This is a genomic window from Amycolatopsis sp. NPDC004625 (genome assembly GCF_040609695.1).
Taxonomy (GTDB): Bacteria; Actinomycetota; Actinomycetes; order Mycobacteriales; family Pseudonocardiaceae; genus Amycolatopsis.
Genome location: NZ_JBEXKX010000093.1, coordinates 1 through 20,639 on the forward strand (window position 1 = coordinate 1; position 20,639 = coordinate 20,639).

At 72.2% G+C, this 20,639-nt stretch carries 20 protein-coding genes; 16 read left to right on the forward strand and 4 right to left on the reverse strand.

The annotated features are described in order from the left end of the window. Positions 1-125 precede the first annotated feature (125 nt). Positions 126-461 carry a DUF3140 domain-containing protein gene (locus ABZW17_RS45430; RefSeq protein ID WP_354828843.1) on the reverse strand — a complete coding sequence of 112 codons (336 nt, stop codon included), beginning with the start codon at positions 459-461 and terminating at the stop codon, positions 126-128. Between the two features lie 175 nt (positions 462-636). On the opposite strand from ABZW17_RS45430, the gene ABZW17_RS45435 reads away from it, so the two are divergent. Further along, complete coding sequence (locus tag ABZW17_RS45435; protein WP_354828888.1) at positions 637-1,362, forward strand: GAF and ANTAR domain-containing protein; 726 nt, start codon at positions 637-639, stop codon at positions 1,360-1,362. 59 nt (positions 1,363-1,421) lie between these two features. On the opposite strand, the gene ABZW17_RS45440 is transcribed toward ABZW17_RS45435, so the two are convergent. Next, positions 1,422-2,291, reverse strand: coding sequence for a MurR/RpiR family transcriptional regulator (locus ABZW17_RS45440; RefSeq protein ID WP_354828845.1), 870 nt, complete (start codon positions 2,289-2,291; stop codon positions 1,422-1,424). Positions 2,292-2,407: 116 nt separating this feature from the next. Between ABZW17_RS45440 and ABZW17_RS45445 the strand changes: the two genes are divergently transcribed. Genes ABZW17_RS45445 through ABZW17_RS45455 form a run of 3 tightly spaced genes read left to right on the forward strand, consistent with a single transcriptional unit; the run spans position 2,408 to position 5,423 of the window. After that, positions 2,408-3,799 (forward strand): MFS transporter, encoded by a 1,392-nt coding sequence (locus ABZW17_RS45445; RefSeq protein WP_354828848.1) that lies wholly within the window; start codon positions 2,408-2,410, stop codon positions 3,797-3,799. Then, on the forward strand, positions 3,796-4,218 hold the full coding sequence (locus ABZW17_RS45450) for a GAF domain-containing protein (RefSeq protein WP_354828850.1): 423 nt from the start codon (positions 3,796-3,798) through the stop codon (positions 4,216-4,218). The genes ABZW17_RS45445 and ABZW17_RS45450 overlap by 4 nt, the downstream gene beginning before the upstream one ends. Then, on the forward strand, positions 4,215-5,423 hold the full coding sequence (locus ABZW17_RS45455; protein ID WP_354828852.1) for an amidohydrolase family protein: 1,209 nt from the start codon (positions 4,215-4,217) through the stop codon (positions 5,421-5,423). Before ABZW17_RS45450 ends, ABZW17_RS45455 begins: the two co-directional genes overlap by 4 nt. Position 5,424: 1 nt before the next feature. Here the strand turns inward: ABZW17_RS45455 and ABZW17_RS45460 are convergent, their stop codons facing one another. Next, on the reverse strand, positions 5,425-6,489 hold the full coding sequence (locus ABZW17_RS45460; protein WP_354828855.1) for an aldo/keto reductase: 1,065 nt from the start codon (positions 6,487-6,489) through the stop codon (positions 5,425-5,427). Positions 6,490-6,568: 79 nt separating this feature from the next. Further along, positions 6,569-8,074, reverse strand: coding sequence for a tannase/feruloyl esterase family alpha/beta hydrolase (locus ABZW17_RS45465; protein ID WP_354828858.1), 1,506 nt, complete (start codon positions 8,072-8,074; stop codon positions 6,569-6,571). Between the two features lie 135 nt (positions 8,075-8,209). Between ABZW17_RS45465 and ABZW17_RS45470 the strand changes: the two genes are divergently transcribed. From ABZW17_RS45470 to ABZW17_RS45525, 12 genes are all read left to right on the forward strand, one after another. Beyond that, the gene (locus tag ABZW17_RS45470) at positions 8,210-10,903 is read left to right on the forward strand and encodes an AAA family ATPase (protein WP_354828861.1); all 2,694 of its coding nucleotides are present in this window, start codon (positions 8,210-8,212) and stop codon (positions 10,901-10,903) included. 93 nt (positions 10,904-10,996) lie between these two features. Beyond that, positions 10,997-12,025, forward strand: coding sequence for an alpha/beta hydrolase (locus ABZW17_RS45475; protein WP_354828864.1), 1,029 nt, complete (start codon positions 10,997-10,999; stop codon positions 12,023-12,025). Positions 12,026-12,139: 114 nt separating this feature from the next. After that, a complete protein-coding gene (locus ABZW17_RS45480; RefSeq protein WP_354828867.1) occupies positions 12,140-13,408 on the forward strand; it encodes an FAD-dependent oxidoreductase in 1,269 nt (422 codons plus the stop codon). Next, on the forward strand, positions 13,402-14,136 hold the full coding sequence (locus tag ABZW17_RS45485) for a DUF1365 domain-containing protein (protein ID WP_354828891.1): 735 nt from the start codon (positions 13,402-13,404) through the stop codon (positions 14,134-14,136). Before ABZW17_RS45480 ends, ABZW17_RS45485 begins: the two co-directional genes overlap by 7 nt. Further along, the gene (gene sigK / locus ABZW17_RS45490; protein WP_354828870.1) at positions 14,129-14,734 is read left to right on the forward strand and encodes an ECF RNA polymerase sigma factor SigK; all 606 of its coding nucleotides are present in this window, start codon (positions 14,129-14,131) and stop codon (positions 14,732-14,734) included. Before ABZW17_RS45485 ends, sigK begins: the two co-directional genes overlap by 8 nt. 11 nt (positions 14,735-14,745) lie before the next feature. After that, complete coding sequence (locus tag ABZW17_RS45495; protein ID WP_354828893.1) at positions 14,746-15,501, forward strand: anti-sigma factor; 756 nt, start codon at positions 14,746-14,748, stop codon at positions 15,499-15,501. Between the two features lie 242 nt (positions 15,502-15,743). Beyond that, positions 15,744-17,048 carry a cell division protein FtsZ gene (ftsZ, locus tag ABZW17_RS45500; RefSeq protein WP_354828873.1) on the forward strand — a complete coding sequence of 435 codons (1,305 nt, stop codon included), beginning with the start codon at positions 15,744-15,746 and terminating at the stop codon, positions 17,046-17,048. 75 nt (positions 17,049-17,123) lie between these two features. Then, entirely contained in the window at positions 17,124-17,828 is a 705-nt protein-coding gene (pgeF, locus tag ABZW17_RS45505) for a peptidoglycan editing factor PgeF (RefSeq protein ID WP_354828876.1), read from the forward strand. Next, a complete protein-coding gene (locus ABZW17_RS45510) occupies positions 17,825-18,535 on the forward strand; it encodes a YggS family pyridoxal phosphate-dependent enzyme (RefSeq protein WP_354828879.1) in 711 nt (236 codons plus the stop codon). The genes pgeF and ABZW17_RS45510 overlap by 4 nt, the downstream gene beginning before the upstream one ends. Before the next feature lie 96 nt (positions 18,536-18,631). Continuing rightward, positions 18,632-19,231, forward strand: a complete 600-nt coding sequence (gene sepF, locus ABZW17_RS45515; protein ID WP_354828882.1) for a cell division protein SepF — start codon at positions 18,632-18,634, stop codon at positions 19,229-19,231. Positions 19,232-19,346: 115 nt separating this feature from the next. After that, positions 19,347-19,622, forward strand: coding sequence for a YggT family protein (locus ABZW17_RS45520; protein WP_013224824.1), 276 nt, complete (start codon positions 19,347-19,349; stop codon positions 19,620-19,622). Positions 19,623-19,674: 52 nt separating this feature from the next. Next, a complete protein-coding gene (locus ABZW17_RS45525; RefSeq protein WP_354828885.1) occupies positions 19,675-20,529 on the forward strand; it encodes a DivIVA domain-containing protein in 855 nt (284 codons plus the stop codon). Positions 20,530-20,639 lie beyond the last annotated feature (110 nt).

Here is a 20,639-nt window from a genome sequence, read left to right on the forward strand (position 1 = left end):
GCTTGCCCACCAAAACCCCCCAAACCCCCCCCCACCCCGCGCCCCCCCCCAACCACCCCCGGCCCCGGCGGGGGTTTGTTTTGTAAGGCGGGTTAGAACCCGCCTTACCACTCACGACGCTTTGGTCAGGCGGGTTTGAGCGGGTCGTGGCCGATCGACATCAGGCGGTGCCGCCAGTGGGCCTCGCCCGCGGTCGGCTCGAGGTCGTCGCGGCGCTGGGCGTGCACCCGGTCGACGACCTTGCGCATCACGTCCGCGTCGCGGCGGTCCACGTCGGACTTGCGCTTGCGCAGGATCGACAGCACCTCGTTGCCCGTCGGCGGGCCCGCCTCGCCGGGGAGCGCCTCGGTCTCCGGGCCCGCGTCGCGGGTGCGCAGCCAGTCCTCCAGCTCGCGCGAGGTCATGTTCACCACCCGGTGGAACTCCGCCCACAGTTCGTCGTCAACAGCCGGATCGTCCATCTTTCCCGGCTACCCGGCGCGGCCGACGGCAAACCGGGGGCCTGTGGCCGGTAGAATTCCCGAGGACCCGTTGAAACGCCAGCGGTGGTCTCTGTTGACGCTGCTGGCGAGCTCTTCCCCATGCTCGCCGCTTGACGCATGGGAGGGGTGGGCCTTGCCGACCACTGGCGACGGCATGGCAGAGCGGGTCGACGAGCTGAACGCCGTGCTGGCCGATCTCGTCGGGGTGCTCGAATCGATGTCCGACACACCGGGTCTGCTCGACGCGGTCTGCGGCGAAGCGGTCCGGGTGGTCCCGGACGCCGACCTGGCCAGCATCATGGTGGTCCGCGACGGCGTGACGCAGACCGCGGCCTTCACCGACGAACGAGCCCAGCGCATCGACGACGTCCAGTACGCGGCGGCCGACGGTCCGGGCCTGCTCGCGGCCCTGACCGGCGAGGTCGTCCGGGTGGCGGTCCCCGAAACGGGCGATCAGTGGCCCGAGTTCGTCGCCGCGGCCAAGGAGCTGGGCGTGGGCAGTTACCTGGCGGTGCCACTGCGGGTGGACGACACCCTGGTCGGCGCGATCACGCTGTTCGGCTTCGAGAGCCACGGCTACCACGAGTTCGACACGAAGGTGCTGCGCCTGTTCACGTTGTGCGTGGAGACGGTGCTGCGGCTGACCCGCCGGTACCGCGAAGCCCGCATGCTGGCGGACGAGCTGCGCAACGCGATGGAGACCCGGGCGGTGATCGAGCAGGCCAAGGGCATGCTGATGCTGATCCACCGGGTCACCGAGGACGCGGCGATGCACCGGCTGATCGTGGAGTCCCAGCACACGAACATCAAGCTGCGTGACGTGGCGGCCCGGTTCACCCGGCGGATGAGCTCGGCGGACGGAGGCCCGGCCCGGCACTGACCACGGCGAGCACGGGGCACGGCCGGATGTCCGGCCGTGCCCTTCGCCGTGCCTCCGGGTCAGCCGGAAGGTCGCCGGTGCAGGAGGTCGAAGCGGGACCACATCGCCTCCGCCGCCTCGATCGATGCGCTCGTGCGGGCCGGGTCCGCTGCGGCCAGCTGGGCCACGATCGCCTGGACCAGGGCCATGCCCGCGGTCAGTGACGGGAAGAACGTCACGCCCTCCGCCGGCACCATCAGCACGTGCTCCGCCGCGCCCGCCAGAGCCGGGCTGGCCGCGTCCGTGATCGCGAACACCCGGGCGCCGCGGGTGCGGGCCTCGTCCGCCGCCAGGACCGTGCTCTCGTACAGGCGCCAGAAGCTGATCGCCACCAGGACGTCGTCCGACGTCAGCTTCGCCGTCTGGTTGGCCAGCTCCGCGTCGCCCGCCGTCACCGCGTGGACGTCGTAGCCCGCCAGGCGGGCGTTGTGGGCCATGGCGATGCCGACCGCCGCGTAGCTGCCGTCGGCGATCACCAGGGTGCGGCGGGCCGTCGCGATCGCGTCGGCGACCACGCGCAGGCCCTTTTCGTCGAACCGCCGGTTCAGCAGCGCGAGGCCGTCGAGGTCGCGGCGCAGGGACGCCGACCCCGGTGAGCCGACGCTGCGGTGCTCCTCGGCGACCTGCGGCGCGCTCAGTGACGACATGTACCGCGCCCGCAGCTCCTGCTGCAGCGCCGGCCAGCCCGCGAAGCCCAGGGCCTGGGCCGTGCGCGTCACGGTCGCGACGTTGACGCCGGCCAGCTGCGCCAGCTCGGCCGTCGAGCCGAACGACGCCCGGCGCGGCTGGGACACCAGCACCTCCAGCACCGCGGCCGACTTCGGCCGCAGGCCGCGCTCGGGCAGCCGGTCCCGCAGCCACGCCTCGAAACCGTCGTCGGTCTCCGCCACCAGTGGTCTCCCCTCGGGTCGCGTGCACCGTAGCCTAACAAGTTTTGCAACGAACGTTGCAGTTTTGTCGAAATGCAGTCTATGTTGTCGGCACTCCCCGACGGAAGGCGTTCCCCATGACGCTGCTGGCTCGACTGGACCGGCTCCCGCTGAGCCGGCCCCACCACAAACTCCTGGTCATCGGCGGGCTCGGCTACACCTTCGACGGCATGGACTCGGCCGTCGTCGCGTTCCTGCTGCCCAGCGCGAAGGCCGCGTGGGGCCTCGACAACGGCCAGCTCGGCCTGATCGGCTCCGCGACCCCGTTCGGCTTCCTCTTCGGCGCGGTCGCGGCCGGCCTGCTCGGCGACCGCATCGGCCGCAAGAAGGTCATGATGTACGCGCTGGCCTTCTACGCGCTGTTCTCCGTCATCGCGTCCTTCTCCCCGAACTACGAGGTCTTCCTCGGCGCCCGCGTGCTGGCCGGGGCGGGTGCCGGCGCCGAAAGCGCGATCATCGCGCCCTTCCTGTCCGAGTTCGTCCCGGCCAAGCGGCGCGGCTGGTTCGTCGGCGCGCTCGCCGGGTTCTTCTCCTTCGGTTTCGTCGCGGCCGCGCTGATCGGGCGGTTCGTCGTCCCGTCGTTCGACGAGGGCTGGCGGGTCGCGCAGCTGGTCACCGCGCTGCCGATCGTCATGCTGCTGTGGTGGCGCCGGTCCCTGCCCGAATCGCCGCGGTTCCTGCTCGCCCACGGCCGGGCCGCGGAGGCCGAGGCTGTCGTCGCGAAGCTGGAACGCGACGTCGAGAAGGCCACCGGCACGGTCCTGCCGCCGGTCCCGCCGGCCGACGCCCAGCCGGCGACCGAGACGCCCAAGGTCAACCTGGTCAGTGCGCTGAAGTTCCTGTGGAGTCCTGCGATGCGGCGCCGGACGGCGGTGATCTGGACCGTCTGGTTCGTGATCACCTTCTCCTACTACGGCTTCTTCTCGTGGATCCCGACGCTGCTCGTCGAACGCGGCATCACCGTGACGAAGAGCTTCGAGTTCTCGATCATCATCTACCTGGCCCAGGTGCCCGGGTACTTCTCGGCCGCGTGGCTGTCCGAACGCCTCGACCGCAAGCACACCATCGCCCTCTACCTGGCCGGCTCGGCGGTGAGCGCGTTCTGGCTGAGCCAGACGAGCGCGCCGTGGTCGATCACGCTGGCCGGGGCGGTGCTGTCCTTCTTCCTCAACGGCACCTACGCCGGGGTGTACTCCTACACGCCCGAGGTGTTCCCGACCTGGATCCGGGCCAGCGGCACCGGCCTGTCCAGCGCGTTCGGCCGGGTCGGCAGCATCCTCGCGCCGACGATCATCGGCCTGTCCGCGGCGAGCCTCGGCTTCGCCGGGGTCTTCGGCCTGACGACGGCGGTGCTGGCGGCCGGGGTGCTGTGCGTGCTCGTCTTCGGCCTGTCGACCGCGGGCCGCTCGCTGGAAGAACTGACCGAACACGGCGCCCCGAAGGCCGCCGCGAAGGAGATGACGAAGTGAGTTTGTCCACTGTGGAGGAACGGGTGCGCGCCGAGCTCGGTGTGCGGCTGTTCACCGTGCTCGCGTGGATCCCGGAACGCCGGGCGCTGCGCCGGGTGCACAGCAGCCACCCGGCGCAGTACCCGGTCGGCGGCGAGAAGACCGTCGAGGTCGCGGCGGGCTGGCTCGAGCGATGCATCACCGCGCGGGAGCCGTACTTCGGCCCGGACAAGGCGGCGGTGCGGGCGATCTTCGCCGACCACGAGCTGATCGAGTCCCTCGGCTGCGGGTCGATCATCAACGTCCCCGTGGTCGACGGCGGCCGGACGCTCGGCGTGCTGAACATCCTCGACGCGGAAGGCGCCTACGACGAGGATTCCGTGCGCAAGGCCGGACTTCTCGCCCCGCTCGCCGTGCCGGCGCTCAAGGAGGACCAGTGAACCTGCTGCTGCGCAACGCCCGCCTGCTCGACCCGCTGTCCGGCGAATACACCGAAGGCGACCTCCGGTGCGCCGACGGCCGGATCGCCGAGGTGGGCCCGGGCCTGACCGCGCCCGACGTACCCGAGCTGGACGTGCGGGGCGCCGTCGTGCTGCCCGGCCTGGTCGACGCGCACGTGCACGTCACGGCGTCGACGGCGGACCTGGGCTCGCTGCCGTCGACGTCACCGTCCTATGTGGCCGCGCACGCCGCCCGCACGATGAGCCGCATGCTGGACCGCGGGTTCACCACGGTCCGCGACGCCTCCGGCGCCGACTACGGCCTCGCCGACGCCCAGGCCGAGGGGCTCTTCCGCGGCCCGCGGCTGCTGTTCTGCGGGCGGGCGCTGAGCCAGACCGGCGGCCACGGCGACAGCCGCACCCGCGGCACGAACGCGCGCGACGACCACCCGTGCTGCGCGGGCCTCGGCCGGGTGGCCGACGGCGTCGACGCGGTCCGCGCCGCGGCCCGCGACGAGCTGCGCAAGGGCGCCCACCACATCAAGGTGATGGCCTCGGGCGGCGTGGCGTCCCCGACCGACCGCATCGACTCGACGCAGTACTCGGCCGGGGAACTGCGCGCGATCGTCGAGGAGGCCGAGGCGGCCAACCGGTACGTCGCCGCGCACGCCTACACCGCCCGCGCCGTCAACCGCGCCCTGGAGGCCGGCGTCCGGTCGATCGAGCACGGCAACCTGATCGACGACCGCAGCATCGAACTGTTCGCCGAGCACGACGCCTTCCTCGTGCCGACCCTGGTGACGTACTGGGCCCTCAAGGAGGAAGGCCGCGAGCACGGGCTGCCGGAATCGAGCTGGCGCAAGGTCGACGAGGTCCTCGGCGCGGGCCTGGCGGCCCTGGAGCGCGCGGCCCGCGGCGGCGTCAGGCTGGTCTACGGCACGGACCTGCTCGGCGGCATGCACCGCCACCAGAACCACGAGTTCCGCCTGCGCGCCGAGGTCCAGTCCCCGCTGGAGGTCCTCCGCTCGGCGACGTCGACCGCGGCGGACCTGCTGAACCTGACCGGCGAGATCGGGACCCTGGCCGTGGGTGCGCACGCGGACCTGCTGGTGGTGCCCGGAGATCCGCTGTCCGACATCGGGGTGCTGGCCGAGCCGGAGAAGTTCCACCACATCGTCCAGGGCGGCGAGGTGGTGTCGGGCTGAGCTACCAGTTCCGCACCGCGGGCGCGTATCCCGCCGGCTTGTCGCCGATCTTCAGGCCCGGGCTGACGATCCAGTTCTGGTAGGCCGGGGTGAACATGCGGTACACCGACGCCGGCGGGACCGCGCTCGCCTCGTCGAGCTGGGCGCGCAGCTCGGGCGGGAGCTCGAAGTCCAGCGCGGCCATGCTCCTGCCGAGCTGGTCCGCGCTGCTCGCGCCGACGATCGCGGCCGCGATACCCGGCTGGGTGGCCACCCAGTTGATCGCCACCTGGGCCATCGCGACGCCGAGGGTGTTCGCGACCTCGTCGAGGGGCTTGAGCAGCTGCCGGTCGCGCTCGGTCCAGGTGGGTGCCTCGCTCAGGCGGCCCGTGCCGCCGTCGCGGTACTTGCCGGTGAGGAAGCCGCCGGCCAGGGGGCTCCACGCCGTGACACCGAGGCCGAGTGCCTGCCCCATCGGCACGTGCTCGGTCTCGATTTCCCGCTGCACCAGCGAATACGGCAGCTGCAGGTTGACCATCGGCGCGAGTGACTGCGTCTCGGCGAGCGTCTGCGCGCGGGCCGCGTACCAGCTCGGGACGTCGGACAGGCCGGGGTAGCGGATCTTGCCCGCGCGGACGAGGTCGTCGAACGTGCGCACGACCTCCTCGACCGGGGTGATCCGGTCCCAGGTGTGCAGCAGGAAGAGGTCGACGTGGTCGGTGCCCAGGCGGCGCAGGGACGCTTCGAGCGCGCGGATCATGTGCTTGCGGCCGTTGCCGCCGGCGTTCGGGTCGGCCGGGTCGACGGTGTTGGTGAACTTGGTGGTGAGCACGAGCCGGTCGCGGGCGTTCGTCTCGGCGATGAGCTTGCCGAGGATCGTCTCGCTCTCGCCCGCGGTGTAGAAGTCCGCGGTGTCGACGAAGTTGCCGCCCTCGTCGAGGTACTTCCGGAAGATCGGGCGGGCATCGGCTTCGGTTTTGCCGTAGGCGGCGTGGAAACCGCCGGTGCCGAAGTTCATGGTGCCGAGCGCGAGCCGGCTGACGCGGAGGCCGGAGCGGCCGAGGAGGTAGTACTGATCGAGTGCCATGACTTCAGCGTGCCGAGCGGATTTTGGACCCGCAAGTCCAGTCCGCGAGCGCCGGGGGAGGGCGCTCGCGGACCGGAGATCAGCGGCAGCGGTAGCTCGACGCCGTGGCCGGGTCACCGCCGGTGTAGCGGGAAGCCCGTGGGAGCGGGCAGAGGTTGCGCGTCTTGCCGTCCGCGGACGCCGCGGCCAGCGTCGCCGGCGCCTGGCCGTGCTCGACCCAGTCGACCAGCGCGCCCAGCGCGTTCGTCGGCTCCGGGCCGCCACCGCCGAAGCAGTGCTCGACACCCGGGGCGAGGAACAGCCGGTAGAAGTCGTTGACCCGCTGCGCACCGCCCATCGTGCGTTCGACCCGGGCGCGGTAGGACAGCGTGCCGCCCGGCGGGATCAGCTGGTCGTTCGCGCCGACGAAGGTGATCAGCTTGCCGCCGGCCCGCCGGAACGCCGACAGGTCCGGGTCGGACGTGCCGATGACGTCGTCGTACTCCCGGACCGACTGGCGGAACAGGGCCGTGTACTGCGCGTACGTCAGCTTCGAGGTGTCGAAAGCGGGTTGCTTCTCGAGGAACGACTGCACCCACTTGACGGCCACCGGGAAGCCCGGCGCGGTCAGCGTGCCGTCGGGGCCCGGCTGGGTACCGGCCAGCCAGGTGAAGTCCGCGCCCTTCGGCAGGCCCGCCCACAGCCGGCGGCCGCGCTCGTCGGTCGGGCCGGCCCAGATCTTGCGCATGACCTCGGCGTCCGCCGCGGTGACGGTGAACTCGTGGCCGTCGCAGACCACCTTCGTCCCGACGAGGCTGCGGGGGTCGTAGCCGCACTCGTCCGGCCGGTCGACGATGCCGTTCGTCACGCCGTCGTTCGCGTCGCACGCCTGGATCGCGGCCGTGCGGAACGCCGAAAGCACGCAGGTGCTGGGGAAGTCGTGGCTCTGGTTCATCACCACCTGCGGCCAGAGGGTCGCGACCGCGAACTGCGTCCAGTCGACGGCCGGGGCGTTCGCCAGGATGCCGTCGAAGTCCTTCGGATGGTTCTGGGCTTCGGAGTAGCCCTGGCGGCCGCCGGTCGAGCAGCCCGTCCAGTAGGCGTAGGAGATCGGGCGCTGGTAGTACCGCTGCGTGACGGCCTTGCCGATGACGGCCTCTTCGTGCACCGATCGGGTGGCGAAGTTGGTCAGCAGGGTCTGGTCGACGCGGCCGTCCCGCACCGCCCAGGACGTGTCGAGGCCGTCCAGTGACACGCCGGCGTCGGTCGTCACGGCGGCGTAGCCGTCCTTGACCGCCGGGGCGAGGGCGTCGAAGTTGCCGGCGGCGTAGGCACTGCCGCCGAGGGCCTGGAGCCGGCCGGTCCACCCGGCGTCCGGCAGCGCCACGGCGACCTTGACGTGGTCGGTGCCGGTGTGGGTGAGGGTGACGGTGATCAGGCAGTACGACGGCTGCTGCGCGGCCTGCACCGACTCGATCTTCGCACCGGGCGGCGCGGGCATCGCGACGGCGGCGCACGGGGTCGGGGTTGCTGCCGAGGCGGCCGGCTGCGTGACGACGGTGGTCAGCAGGAGCGGCACGGCGGCAGCGAGAAGGAGGCGTTTCATCTGTCTCTCCGGTCGCTGGTCATTGCGGGGGAACGCTAGGGGGACGGCCGCGGCGCCCGCGCCCGTCGGATGACGCTGCCGGCGTACGTCACTCGGCCGTGAGCTGCGGAAACGGGGTTGGGTAAGGTCGTTTCCATGGCGCTGAGCGGACGGGAAACCGAGCTGAAGGAGCTGGGCGAGCTCGTCGACGGCCCGGACGACCGCAGCGGCGTCGTCATCCGCGGCGAAGCGGGCATCGGGAAGTCCGCGCTGGTGGCTTCGACCGCCGCGGCGGCCTCGGTGGCGGGCCTGCGGGTGCTGCGGACGACCGGGTCCGAGGCCGAGCGGAACCTGGCGTACGCCGGGTTGCACCAGCTCCTGTACCCGGTCCGGGCCGGGGTGCCGGAGCTGCCCGGGCCGCAGCGGGACGCCCTGCGGACGGCGCTGGGGCTCGCTGACGGTGCTTCGCCGAGCACGTACTCGGTCGGGCTGGCGGTGTTGACGCTGCTGGCCGAGGAAGCGGCGGTGAAGCCGTTGCTGCTGGTGGCCGAGGACGTGCACTGGCTGGACCGGGCCAGCGCGGACGTCCTGGCGTTCGTGGCCCGGCGGATCGAGACCGAGCCGATCGTCCTGGTGGCGACGCTGCGGGACGGGGCCGAGTCCCCGCTGCTGTCGGCGGGGCTGGCATCGATGGTGCTGGAGCGGCTGGAGGCGGACGCGGCGGCTTCGCTGCTGGATTCGGTGGCACCCCGGCTCGCACCGGCGGTCCGCACGCGGCTGCTGACGGAGGCTGCGGGGTTGCCGCTGGCGTTGACGGAGCTGCCTGCGGCGGTGGCGGAATCGGACGGGCTCGACCCGCGGCTGCCGTTGACGGAACGGCTGGAGCGGACGTTCTCGGACCGGGTGGCGGTACTGCCGGAGGGCACCCGGACGGCCCTGCTGGTGGCGGCGCTGAACGAGACGACATCGTTGACCGAGACCTTGGCGGCGACGGGAGCATGGCTGGAGGTGCCCGCCGATCCCGGACTCCTCGCCCCCGCCGTCGAGGCGCGGCTGATCGAGCTCTCCGCCGGGGCCGTCACCTTCCGCCACCCCCTCATGCGGTCCGCCATTCCTGCCGCCGCAACCCCGTTCGACCGCCGGAACGCCCACCTCGCCCTCGTCGAAGCCCTCCGCGACCAGCCCGATCGGCGCGCCTGGCACCAGGCCGCCGCCACCGCCGGGCCCGACGAAACCGTCGCCACCGAGCTCGAACGCACCGCCGAGCGCGCCCGCTTCCGGGGCGGGGCCGCCGCCGCGATCGCCGCTCTCGAACAGGCCGCGCGGCTCAGCGAAGAGCCGGAACGCCGGACCGATCGGCTGCTGCTGGCCGCCGGCCTGGCCGTCGAGTCCGGCCAGCGGGAAACCGCCGAACGCCTCGTCCGCACGGCCGACCCCGCCGGCGCGCACCGGCGTGCGACCGCGACCCGGCTGCTCAGCGAGTTCGAAGACGGCGTCCGTGAAGACCCCGCCCGCGTCGCCGAACTCGCCCGGACCGCCGCCGCCGTCGCCGCCGACGGGCAGCACGATGCCGCCGTGCGGATCCTCTGGAGCGCCGCCATGCGCTGCTTCTGGACCGAACCCGGCCCGGAAGCGAGGAAGGACCTCCTGGACGTCGCCGATCGGCTGCCGATTCCCGAAGACGACCCGCGGGTCGTCGCCGTCACCGCGTACGTCGCTCCGTTCGAACGCGGCGGAGCCGTCCTGGGCCACCTCCGGACGCTGGTCGCGAAGACCGGCGCCGATCCTGAGGTCGACCGGTACCTCGGCAGCGCCGCGCTGCAGGTCGGCGCCTTCGACCTCGCCGCGCGCTTCTCCTCCGCCGCCGCGCCCGGGCTGCGGGCCCAGGGGCGGCTCGGGGTGCTGCCGCGGGCGCTGGCCGTCCTGGCGTGGAGCCGGGTGCGGCTCGGCGACCTCGCCGGCGCGGTCCCGGCCGCGGCGGAAGCCGGCCGGTTCGCCCGGGAAACCGGGCAGCCGTTCATGGCCGGGCTGGCCACCGCCGTCCAGGCCGAGATCGCCGCCCTGCGCGGCGACCACAAACAGGCGAAAACCCTGGCCGACGAGGCCGAACGCGCCGGGCTCGCGGCCGGTGCCCGCCCCGTGCTGGCCACCGTGCAGCTGACCCGCGGGCTGACGCACCTCGGCGAGGGCCGGTTCGAGGACGCGTTCGCCGACCTGCGCCGGCTGCTCGATCCGGCCGACCCCGCCTACCAGCTGGCGTTGCGCGCGTACTGCGTCCCGGAACTCACCGAGGCCGCGGTGCGGGCCGGGCGGACCGCCGAACTGCGGGACGTGCTGGCCGGGCTCGCGGACCTGGACACGCCGTCACCCGCCCTGCAGATCGGCCTCCGGTACGCGCGGGCCGTGCTCGACCCGAGCGACGAGCGGTTCGCCGAGGCCCTCGAAGCCGACCTCGCCGGCTGGCCCGCCGAACGCGGCCGCGTCCACCTCGCGTTCGGCGAGTGGCTGCGGCGGCAGCGGCGGGTCGTCGAATCGCGGACGCACCTGCGCACCGCCCGCAAGACCTTCGACGCGCTGGGCATGACGGCCTGGGCCGAGCGGGCCCGCCGCGAGCTGCGCAGCGCGGGCGAGTCGAGCCCGAACCGCGGCCCGGACGCCCGGGACAAGCTGACCCCGCACGAGCTGAGCATCGCGCAGCTGGCCGCCGAGGGGCTGACGAACCGGGAGATCGGGCAGCGGCTGTACCTTTCGCACCGGACGGTCGGCACCCACCTGCACCGGATCTTCCCCAAGCTGGGCGTCAGCTCCCGCGCCGACCTCGCCGGGACGCTGAAGACCCTCGAACAGTGACGTACACCGGCTGCGTCACCCGACGGGCGCGAAGGTCACCAAACGGCTCCTAACGTGGTGAAAGTCCCACGGTCTTTCGCACAGGAGCAGCAGATGATCAGCAGGAGAAGGTTCGGGCAGGCGTTCGCGGCCGGGCTCGCGGCGACGTCCTTGGCGGCCTGCTCGGCGGGCACTCCCGCGGCCGCTCCGGCGCCGGGCCCCGACCTGCGGGCGGGCTCGGGGGAGCACACCTCGCTCGGGCCGGTCAAGCAGGCCGACGCCGGGGTGCTGACCATGGCCTACCACGAGTTCGGGCCGGCGACCGGGCAGCCGGTGGTGCTGCTGCACGGCTGGCCGTACGACCCGTACAGCTACGTCGACGTCGCGCCGGTCCTCGCCGCCGCCGGCCACCGCGTGATCGTGCCCTACCTGCGCGGCTACGGCCCGACGGTGTTCAAGTCCGCCGGTACCGTCCGCAACGGCCAGCAGACGGCGGTGGCGCTCGACGTCATCGCGCTGCTGGACGCGCTCAAGATCGACAAGGCCGTCTTCGGCGGCTACGACTGGGGCGGCCGGACCGTCGACATCATCGCCGCGCTGTGGCCCGAGCGCTGCCGGGCGATCGTCGCGGTGAGCGGGTACATCGTCACGAACCTCAAGGCGAACCAGCAGCCGCTGGCCCCGGCCGCCGAACTCGGCTGGTGGTACCAGTACTACTTCGCGACCGAGCGCGGCCGCGCCGGCTATGCGGCGAACCGCCACGACTTCACCAAGCTGATCTGGAAGACCGCGTCCCCGGCCTGGCCCTTCGACAATGCGACCTACGACCGCAGCGCGGCGGCGTTCGACAACCCGGACCACGTGGCCATCGTGATCCACAACTACCGCTGGCGCCTGAGCCTCGCCCCGGGCGAGCCGCAGTACGAGACGTACGAACGGAAACTGGCCGCGGGCGCGACCATCGGCGTCCCGGCGATCACGATCGGCAGCGACTTCGACGGCGCGGCCAAGGACGGCAAGGCGTACCGCGCCAAGTTCACCGGCAAGTACGAGCACCGCGTCTTCGACGGCATCGGCCACAACGTCCCGCAGGAGGCGCCCCGGCCGTTCGCCCAGGCGATCATGGACGCCACCCGCCTCTGAAGGTCGTGAGTGGTAAGGCGGGTTCTAACCCGCCTTACCACTCACGACCAGCTGCGGCAGGGCGCCCACGAAACCTCCGCCAATCCGGCCGGGCCGCGGTCCCGAAGGACCGGTGTGGAGATCACGGGAGAACGCATCGGCGTCATCGGCAGCGGGGTGGCCGGACTGACCGCGGCTTACCTGCTGCAACGCAAGTACGAGGTACTGCTGTTCGAGGCCGACGACCGCCTGGGCGGGCACGCGCACACGCACAGCGTGCCGAGCACCCACGGCGGCACGATCGGCGTGGACTCCGGCTTCATCGTCCACAACGAGCGCACCTACCCGACCCTGCTGAAGCTGTTCGGCGAGCTCGGGGTGACCACCCGCGACACCGAGATGTCGATGAGCATCCGCTGCGACGGCTGCGGCCTGCAGTACGCCGGCGCGAAGGGCCTGCCCGGGCTGTTCGCCCAGCGCGGCAACGCCTTCCGCGGCCGGTACCTGCGGATGCTGGCCGAGGTGAAGCGGTTCCACCGGCACGCGAAGCGGCTGCTGGCGGAGAAGGACGCCGGCGACGTCACGCTCGGCGCGTTCCTCGCCATCGGCGGCTACACGCGCTACTTCGTCGACCACTTCATGCTGCCGCTGGTGTCGACGGTGTGGTCGGCCGACCGCACCGACACCCTCCGGTACCCGGCGCGGTACCTGTTCGAGTTCCTCCGCAACCACGGCATGCTCTCGGTGAAGAACTCGCCGACGTGGCGGACCGTCGCCGGCGGCTCCCGCGAGTACGTCGAGCTGGCGGCGAAGCAGCTCACCGCCGTCCACCTGTCGACGCCCGTGCGGTCGGTGCTGCGGACCGCGGGCGGCGTCGAGATCCGCGACGACGCCGACACGCCGCACCGCGTCGACAAGGTCGTCGTCGCCACGCACGCCGACCAGGCGCTGGCCCTGCTGGCCGACCCGACCGACGCCGAGCGCGAGGTGCTCGGCGCGTTCCGGTACTCGGCCAACGAAGCCTGGCTGCACACCGACACCAGCGTGCTGCCCTCGCGGCCCGACGCCAGGGCCGGCTGGAACTACCGGGCGCCGGTCTGCGGCGCGCCGACCGGCGCGGTCCAGGTCAGCTACGACATGAACCGCCTGATGCGGCTGGACGAGCCGACCGGGTACGTCGTCACGCTCAACCCGGGCGACGGCCCCGCGGCGGACCGCCTCGTCGCGCGGATGCGGTACGAACACCCCGTCTACACGCCGGAGGCCGTGGCCGCGCAGCGCCGGCTGCCCGAGCTCAACGACGGCGTGCTGGCGTACGCGGGTGCCTACCACGGCTGGGGCTTCCACGAAGACGGCTGTTCCTCGGGGGCCCGCGCCGCCGAAAGCCTCGGGGTGACCTGGTGACGAACGCCCTCTACGACGCCACGGTCGCGCACGTGCGGCGGATCGACCCGCCGCACGCCTTCGCCCACCGCGTGTACCTGTGGCGGGTCGACCTGGACGACCTCCCGCGGCTGCCGTGGTGGCTGCGGCCGTTCGCCCGGTTCGACGTCCGCGACCACTTCGTGGCCTCGGACCCGCGCGGCATCCGGGAGAAGCTGGACGCGTGGCTCGCCGAACGCGGCGTCGACCTGCGCGGCGGCCGGGTCGTGATGCTGGCCGCCGCGCGCGTGCTCGGGTACGTGTTCAACCCGATCAGCGTCTACTGGTGCCACGGCTCCGACGGCCGGCTCGCGTGCGTCGTCGCCGAGGTGCACAACACCTACGGCGGCCGCCACGCCTACCTGCTGCACCCCGACGACGCCGGGCGCGCCCGCGCGGCCAAGGAGTTCTACGTCTCGCCGTTCCAGGAGATGGACGGGGAGTACCGGATGCGCCTGCCGCACCCGGAAGCGCTGCTCGACCTCACCGTGGCCCTGCGCCGCGGGAACGCGACGCCGCTGGTCGCTACGCTTCGGGGAGTTCGCCGCCCGGTGAACCCGCGGTGGCTGGCCCGGCTCGTGCTGGCCCGGCCGCTGCTCCCGCAGCGGGTGTCCGCCCTGATCCGCCGCCACGGCGTCACGCTGTGGCTGCGGAAGGCCGCGGTCGTGCCGCGCACCCCGCAGAACGCCGGAGGACAGCTGCATGGATGAGCCGGCCCGCTCGCGCCGGATGGCGCCGGTGCCCTCCGAACCCCCGGCCGGCCCGATCGCCGAGGAGCTGATGGTCCGCGTCGCCAAGGGCGACGAACGGGCCTTCGAGCTGCTCTACGACCAGTTCGCGGGGCCGATCTACGGCCTCGTCCGGCGGATCGTGCGCGACGCGGCCCAGTCCGAAGAGGTCGCCCAGGAGGTCCTCGTCGAGCTGTGGCGCACCGCGACCCGGTACGCCCCCGACAAGGGCTCGGCGCTGAACTGGGCGATGACCCTGGCGCACCGCCGCGCGGTCGACCGCGTCCGCTCGGCGCGCGCGAGCACCGAGCGCGAGCAGAAGGCGACCTTCGAAGCCGCCCGCGGCCGGCCGTTCGACGAGGTCGCCGAGTCCGTCACCGCGCGGCTCGAACGCTCCCAGGTGCGCCGGTGCCTGTCCTTCCTGACCGACCTGCAGCGCGAGTCCGTGCTGCTCGCCTACTACCAGGGCTATACGTATCGCGAGGTGGCCGAAGTGCTGTCGACGCCGCAGGGCACCGTCAAGACGCGGCTGCGGGACGGCCTGATCCGCCTGCGGGACTGCCTGGGGGTGACCGCTTGAGCACGCCGGAGATGCACACCCTGGCCGGGGCCTTCGCGCTCGACGCCGTCAACGACGTCGAGCGCGCGGAGTTCGCCCGCCACCTCGAGCAGTGCGAGTCGTGCGCGCAGGAGGTCGCCGAGCTGCGCGCGACCGCGGCCCGGCTCGGCGCGGCGATGGCCGAGGAGCCGCCGCCGGAGTTCAAGGACCGCGTGCTGGCGGCCATGCACGCCACCCGCCAGCTGCCGCCGCGGACCCGGCCGGGGGCCCACGAGCGGTCCCGGCGGTCGGCGCGGGCGCCGCGCTGGGCGGTGGTCGTGGCGGCCGCGGCCGCCGTCGTCGGGCTCGCCGCGGGCGGTGTCTTCGGCGGCATCGCGCTGACCCAGCAGCAGGAGCTGCAGTCCGCGCAGAGCCGGCTCGACCAGGCGAAACAGCGCTACGAGCCGGTGGCGGCGCTGCTGTCGGCGCCCGACGCGAAGACCGTGCACGGCGAGGCGCCCATCGGTGGCGGCGTCACCGTCATCGTCTCGAAGTCGCTGAACCGCGTCATGGTGATGGACATCGGGCTGCCGGCCCAGCCGGGCGGCAAGGTCTACGAGGCCTGGCTGATCACCGGCGCGAACGCGCCGCGCTCGGCCGGGGTGATCGCCGCGTCGGACGACGGCGGCCTGGTCGTGGCCGACGGCGTCGGGGCGGTGGACAAGCTCGCGGTGAGCGTCGAGCAGGCGGGTGGTTCGCCCACCGGGACACCCAGCGACGTGCTCATGAGCATGCCCGCACCGGCCTGATCTTGCGCCATAGCAGATCGGGCCGGGGCGGTGCTCCCGGCTCCCCGCTCTTGCGCGCTCGAACGTGTTGTGGCAAAACACCTTTGCGACACACGGCGTGCCTACTGGATTAGAGCGTGCCTGGTGCCTACCGTCCTGCCTAACGTCGGCAGTTGACATAACTCTCAATCTGGGGTTGAGGTTGAGAGTCGATCACCGGCCGGCGGGCTGTACGGGCACAACGATCAGGAAGGCGGACTTCGATGACGCCCCCGCACAACTACCTTGCGGTGATCAAGGTGGTCGGCATCGGCGGTGGCGGCGTGAACGCCGTGAACCGCATGATCGAGGTCGGCCTCAAGGGTGTCGAGTTCATCGCGGTGAACACCGACGCACAAGCACTGCTCATGTCCGACGCCGACGTCAAGCTCGACATCGGCCGTGAACTGACCCGCGGCCTCGGCGCGGGCGCCGCCCCCGAGGTCGGCCAGAAGGCCGCCGAAGACCACCGTGAAGAGATCGAAGAGGTCATCAAGGGCGCCGACATGGTGTTCGTGACGGCCGGCGAAGGCGGCGGCACCGGCACCGGTGGCGCCCCGGTCGTGGCCCAGATCGCCCGCAAGCTGGGCGCGCTGACCATCGGCGTCGTGACCCGCCCGTTCACCTTCGAGGGCAAGCGCCGCGGCAAGCAGGCCGAGGACGGCATCCAGTCGCTGCGCAACGAGTGCGACACGCTCATCGTGATCCCGAACGACCGGCTGCTGCAGCTCGGCGACATCGGCGTGTCGCTGATGGACGCGTTCCGCTCCGCGGACGAGGTGCTGCTGTCCGGTGTCCAGGGCATCACCGACCTGATCACCACGCCGGGCCTGATCAACCTGGACTTCGCCGACGTCAAGAGCGTGATGTCCGGCGCGGGCTCCGCGCTGATGGGCATCGGCTCGGCGCGCGGGGAGGGCCGGGCCATCCAGGCCGCGGAGAAGGCGATCAACTCGCCGCTGCTGGAGGCGTCCATGGACGGCGCCCACGGTGCGCTGCTGTCCATCGCGGGCGGCTCCGACCTGGGCCTCTTCGAGATCAACGAGGCCGCGTCGCTGGTGCAGGAGTCCGCACACCCGGACGCGAACATCATCTTCGGCACGATCATCGACGACTCCCTCGGCGACGAGGTCCGCGTCACGGTGATCGCGGCCGGCTTCGACGCCGGCGCGCCGACGCACAAGAAGCTGGACCCGTCGACCTTCGGCTCCGGCTCGCGCGCGTCCACCACCGCGTCGGCCTCGGCCGGGCAGGTCTCGAACCCGCCGACGCCGCCGTCGGGCGCCACCCCGGTGCCGTCCGCGGGCAGCTCCGGCTACCCGGTGGCGCCGCCGCGGTCGCACTCGCCGCTGCCCTCGGCCGCCGGCAACCAGCCGGCCGGCGGGCTCCCGCAGCCCGGCGGCGGCTCGCGCGGGTACTCGCCGCTCGGCTCCAACGCGACCCAGGGCAGCCTGCCCGGCCGCGCGATGCCGGTGCACGACGACCCGTCGGACGACGAGGTCGACGTCCCGCCGTTCATGCGGCGCTAGCCACTCGCCGCCGAAGGCCGTCACCCGCGAACTAGAGTCGTGGGTGATGGCCTTCATCCACGTCCAGGAGGATTCGTGCGGGTTCGGCGAGTGGTCACGACCAGGGCGGGCGGCGCGTCACGGCCGCCCTACGACACCTTCAACCTGGGTGACCACGTCGGCGACGACGAAGGCAACGTCTACGCGAACCGCAAGCGCCTGGCGAGCGAGCTCGGCCTGGCTGAGGACAAGCTGGCCTGGATGGAGCAGGTCCACGGCCGGACGGCGACCGTCGTGGACGGCACCGAGACCGCCGCGGCCGAGGCGACCGACGCGCTGGTGACCGCGACCCCGGGCGTCGCGCTCGTGGTGCTGGTCGCCGACTGCGTGCCGATCCTGCTGGCCGACGCCGAGGCCGGGGTGGTCGCCGCGGTGCACGCGGGCCGGGTGGGCACGCGCGTCGGCGTGGTCCCGGCCGCGGTCGAGGCCATGCGCTCGGCCGGTGCCGAGGTGGGCCGGATCGAGGCGCTGCTCGGCCCGGCCATCTGCGGCGACTGCTACGAGGTCCCCGCCGAAATGGCCGCCGACGTCGAGAAACACGTCCCGGGTTCGGCCTGCAAGACCCGCGCGGGCACGCCCGGGCTCGACCTGCGCGCCGGGCTCTGGCGGCAGCTCGCCGACCTGGGCGTCGGCCGGATCGGTGTCGACCCGCGGTGCACGAACGAGGACAAGACGCTGTTCAGCTACCGCCGCGACGGGACCACCGGGCGGATCGCCGGCATCACCTGGATCGAGGCATGACCGACCGCAAGGCCGAGCTGGCCGAGAACCTCGCCGAGGTCGAGGCGCGGATCGCGGCCGCCTGCCGGGCCGCCGGGCGGGCCCGGGAAGAGGTCAAGCTGATCGCGATCACCAAGACGTTCCCCGCCTCCGACGTCGCCCTGCTGGCCGAGCTCGGCGTCACCGACGTGGGGGAGAACCGCGACCAGGAGGCGGGCCCGAAAGCCGCCGAGGTCCCCGGGCTGCGGTGGCACATGGTCGGCCGGCTGCAGCGGAACAAGGCGCGTTCGGTCGTCGGGTGGGCCCACGAGGTGCAGTCCGTCGATTCGGCGCGGCTCGCCGACGCACTGGCGAAGGCCGTGCGTGCGGTTCGCGACGCCCAGATACGTGACGAACCCCTCGACGTGCTGATCCAGGCGAGCCTCGACGAGGACCCCGAACGCGGTGGCTGCCCGCTCGGCGAGCTGGGTGCGCTGGCCGACCGCATCGCCCGCACCGATGAACTGCGGCTTCGCGGCCTGATGGCCGTCGCGCCGCTGGACACCGACCCCGCCGCCGCCTTCGAGCGGCTCGCTCGCGCGGGGGAGGGCCTCCGCAAAGATCACCCGAATGCCGCAGACGTGTCCGCCGGGATGAGCCATGATCTCGAGCAGGCGATCACGCACGGCTCCACCTGTGTGCGTGTCGGAACCGCGCTGCTCGGTGGACGCGGTTTAGCCTCGCCGTAGGGAGCTCGCGCGGTCGTCACGTTTCGTGGCCGCCCGCGCGGGGCACTGACGGCGTGGAAACAGTCGGTGCGGGAGCGGCTAGGGCTAGGGAGAGGCATGAGCGCGCTGCAGAAGCTGAAGGCCTACTTCGGGATGGTGCCCGCAGACGAGGACGGCTACGACGTGGAGGACGACTACCGGCGTGGCTACGACGACGACTACGACTCCTACGAGGAGCCTGCCCCGAGGTCGTCGCGTTCACGGTACCGCGAGGTCGACGACACGTACGACGAGCCCGTCAGCCGCAGCCGGTCACGCTCCGTGGCCAGCTCCGAGCCGGCCGTCCACGGCGCGCTCGCCATGGACCGGCAGCCGGAGCCGGTGGCGCGGCTGCGCCCGGTCGTCGAGCCGGTCGTGCGCCAGCCGGTGCGTGACCCGTTGAGCCGCATCACGACGCTGCACCCGACGAGCTACGCGGAGGCGCGGGCGATCGGGGAGCACTACCGCGAGGGCATCCCGGTGATCATGAACCTCACCGAGATGGAGAACGCGGACGCGAAGCGGCTCGTCGACTTCGCCGCCGGGCTGGCGTTCGCGCTCAGAGGGTCGATGGACAAGGTGACCAACAAGGTGTTCCTTCTCTCACCGCCCGATGTGGACGTCACGGCGGAGGACCGTCGGCGGATTGCCGAGGGCGGATTGTTTTTGCGGGGCTGAAGTCGGCCGTACCGCTGAGCGCAAGCAGACGTGACTTTGCCGACCCGATCCGGCGTCGGCCCCCTCAACTGCGTCTTCGAGGAGGACGCCCGGTTAGAGTAGGTACGTGGAAGCTGTGTGGCTGGTCGTCTGGTACGTGCTGTTCGCCTTCTGGCTGCTGCTGACGGCGCGGATCGTGGTCGAACTCGTCCGGACCTTCGCGCGTGAGTGGCATCCGGCCGGAGGGGTTGCGGTCACGCTCGAGACCATCTACACAGTGACGGACCCGCCGGTCCGGTTGTTCAGAAGGATCATTCCGATGGTCCGGATCGGCGGCGTCGGACTGGACTTGTCGATTATGGTGCTGCTGTTGGTTGTGTTCTTCGCGATGCAACTGGCGACTCCAAGTTGATCGGGGAAACTTGGGTGGACCCTGCAGGCCATGGAGTGCGTGAGGTGATCTGATGTCGTTGACCCCCGCTGACGTGCATAACGTCGCGTTCAGCAAGCCGCCCATCGGCAAGAGGGGCTACAACGAGGACGAGGTGGACGCGTTCCTCGACCTGGTGGAGACCGAGCTGGCCCGGTTGATCGAGGACAACAACGAGCTGCGCCAGCAGATGGAACAGCTGGACGCGGAGCTCGAGTCGACCCGCAGCGAGCTGGAAAGCGCCAAGGCGAACGTCGGTGCGCCCCCGATGCGCGAAGAGCCGTCGCGGCGCCTGGCGCCGGTGCCGCCGCCGCAGTCCGCCATGGAGCAGACGCAGGCGCACTCGATGGTCGGCGACAGCACCGAGCCGAACGTGCAGGCGGCCAAGGTCCTGGGCCTGGCCCAGGAAATGGCCGACCGGCTCACCGCCGAGGCGAAGACCGAGTCCGACGGCATGCTGGCCGAGGCCCGCACGAAGTCCGAGCAGCTGCTCTCGGACGCCCGGGCGAAGTCCGACTCGATGGTGAACGAGGCGCGCACCCGCGTCGACACGATGCTGAACGACGCGCGCACCCGGGCGGAGACGCTGGAGCGCCAGGCGCGTGACAAGGCGACGACGCTGGAGCGCGAGTCGCAGCGGAAGTACACCGAGACGATGAACAGCCTGAACTCCGAGAAGAGCGGGCTGGGCAAGAAGATCGAAGAGCTGCGCACCATCGAGCGGGAGTACCGCACGCGGTTGCGCGGGTTCCTCGAGTCCCAGCTGCGCGAGCTCGACGACCGCGGCTCCGCGGCCCCGGCGTCGGCGTCCTCGAACTCCGGGCAGACGACCGGTTCGACGAGCGGCGGCCAGGGCTACTCGTTCGGCCCGCGGGCCGAGGCCGGCTGAGTTTTTTCTTCCTCGAACCGTGGGACCCCCCCGCGGGCGGGGGGTCCACCGGTGGGGGTGGTTGCGGGGACGCACGAGGGGGGGGGGGGGGGGGGGCCCGGCCCGGTGGG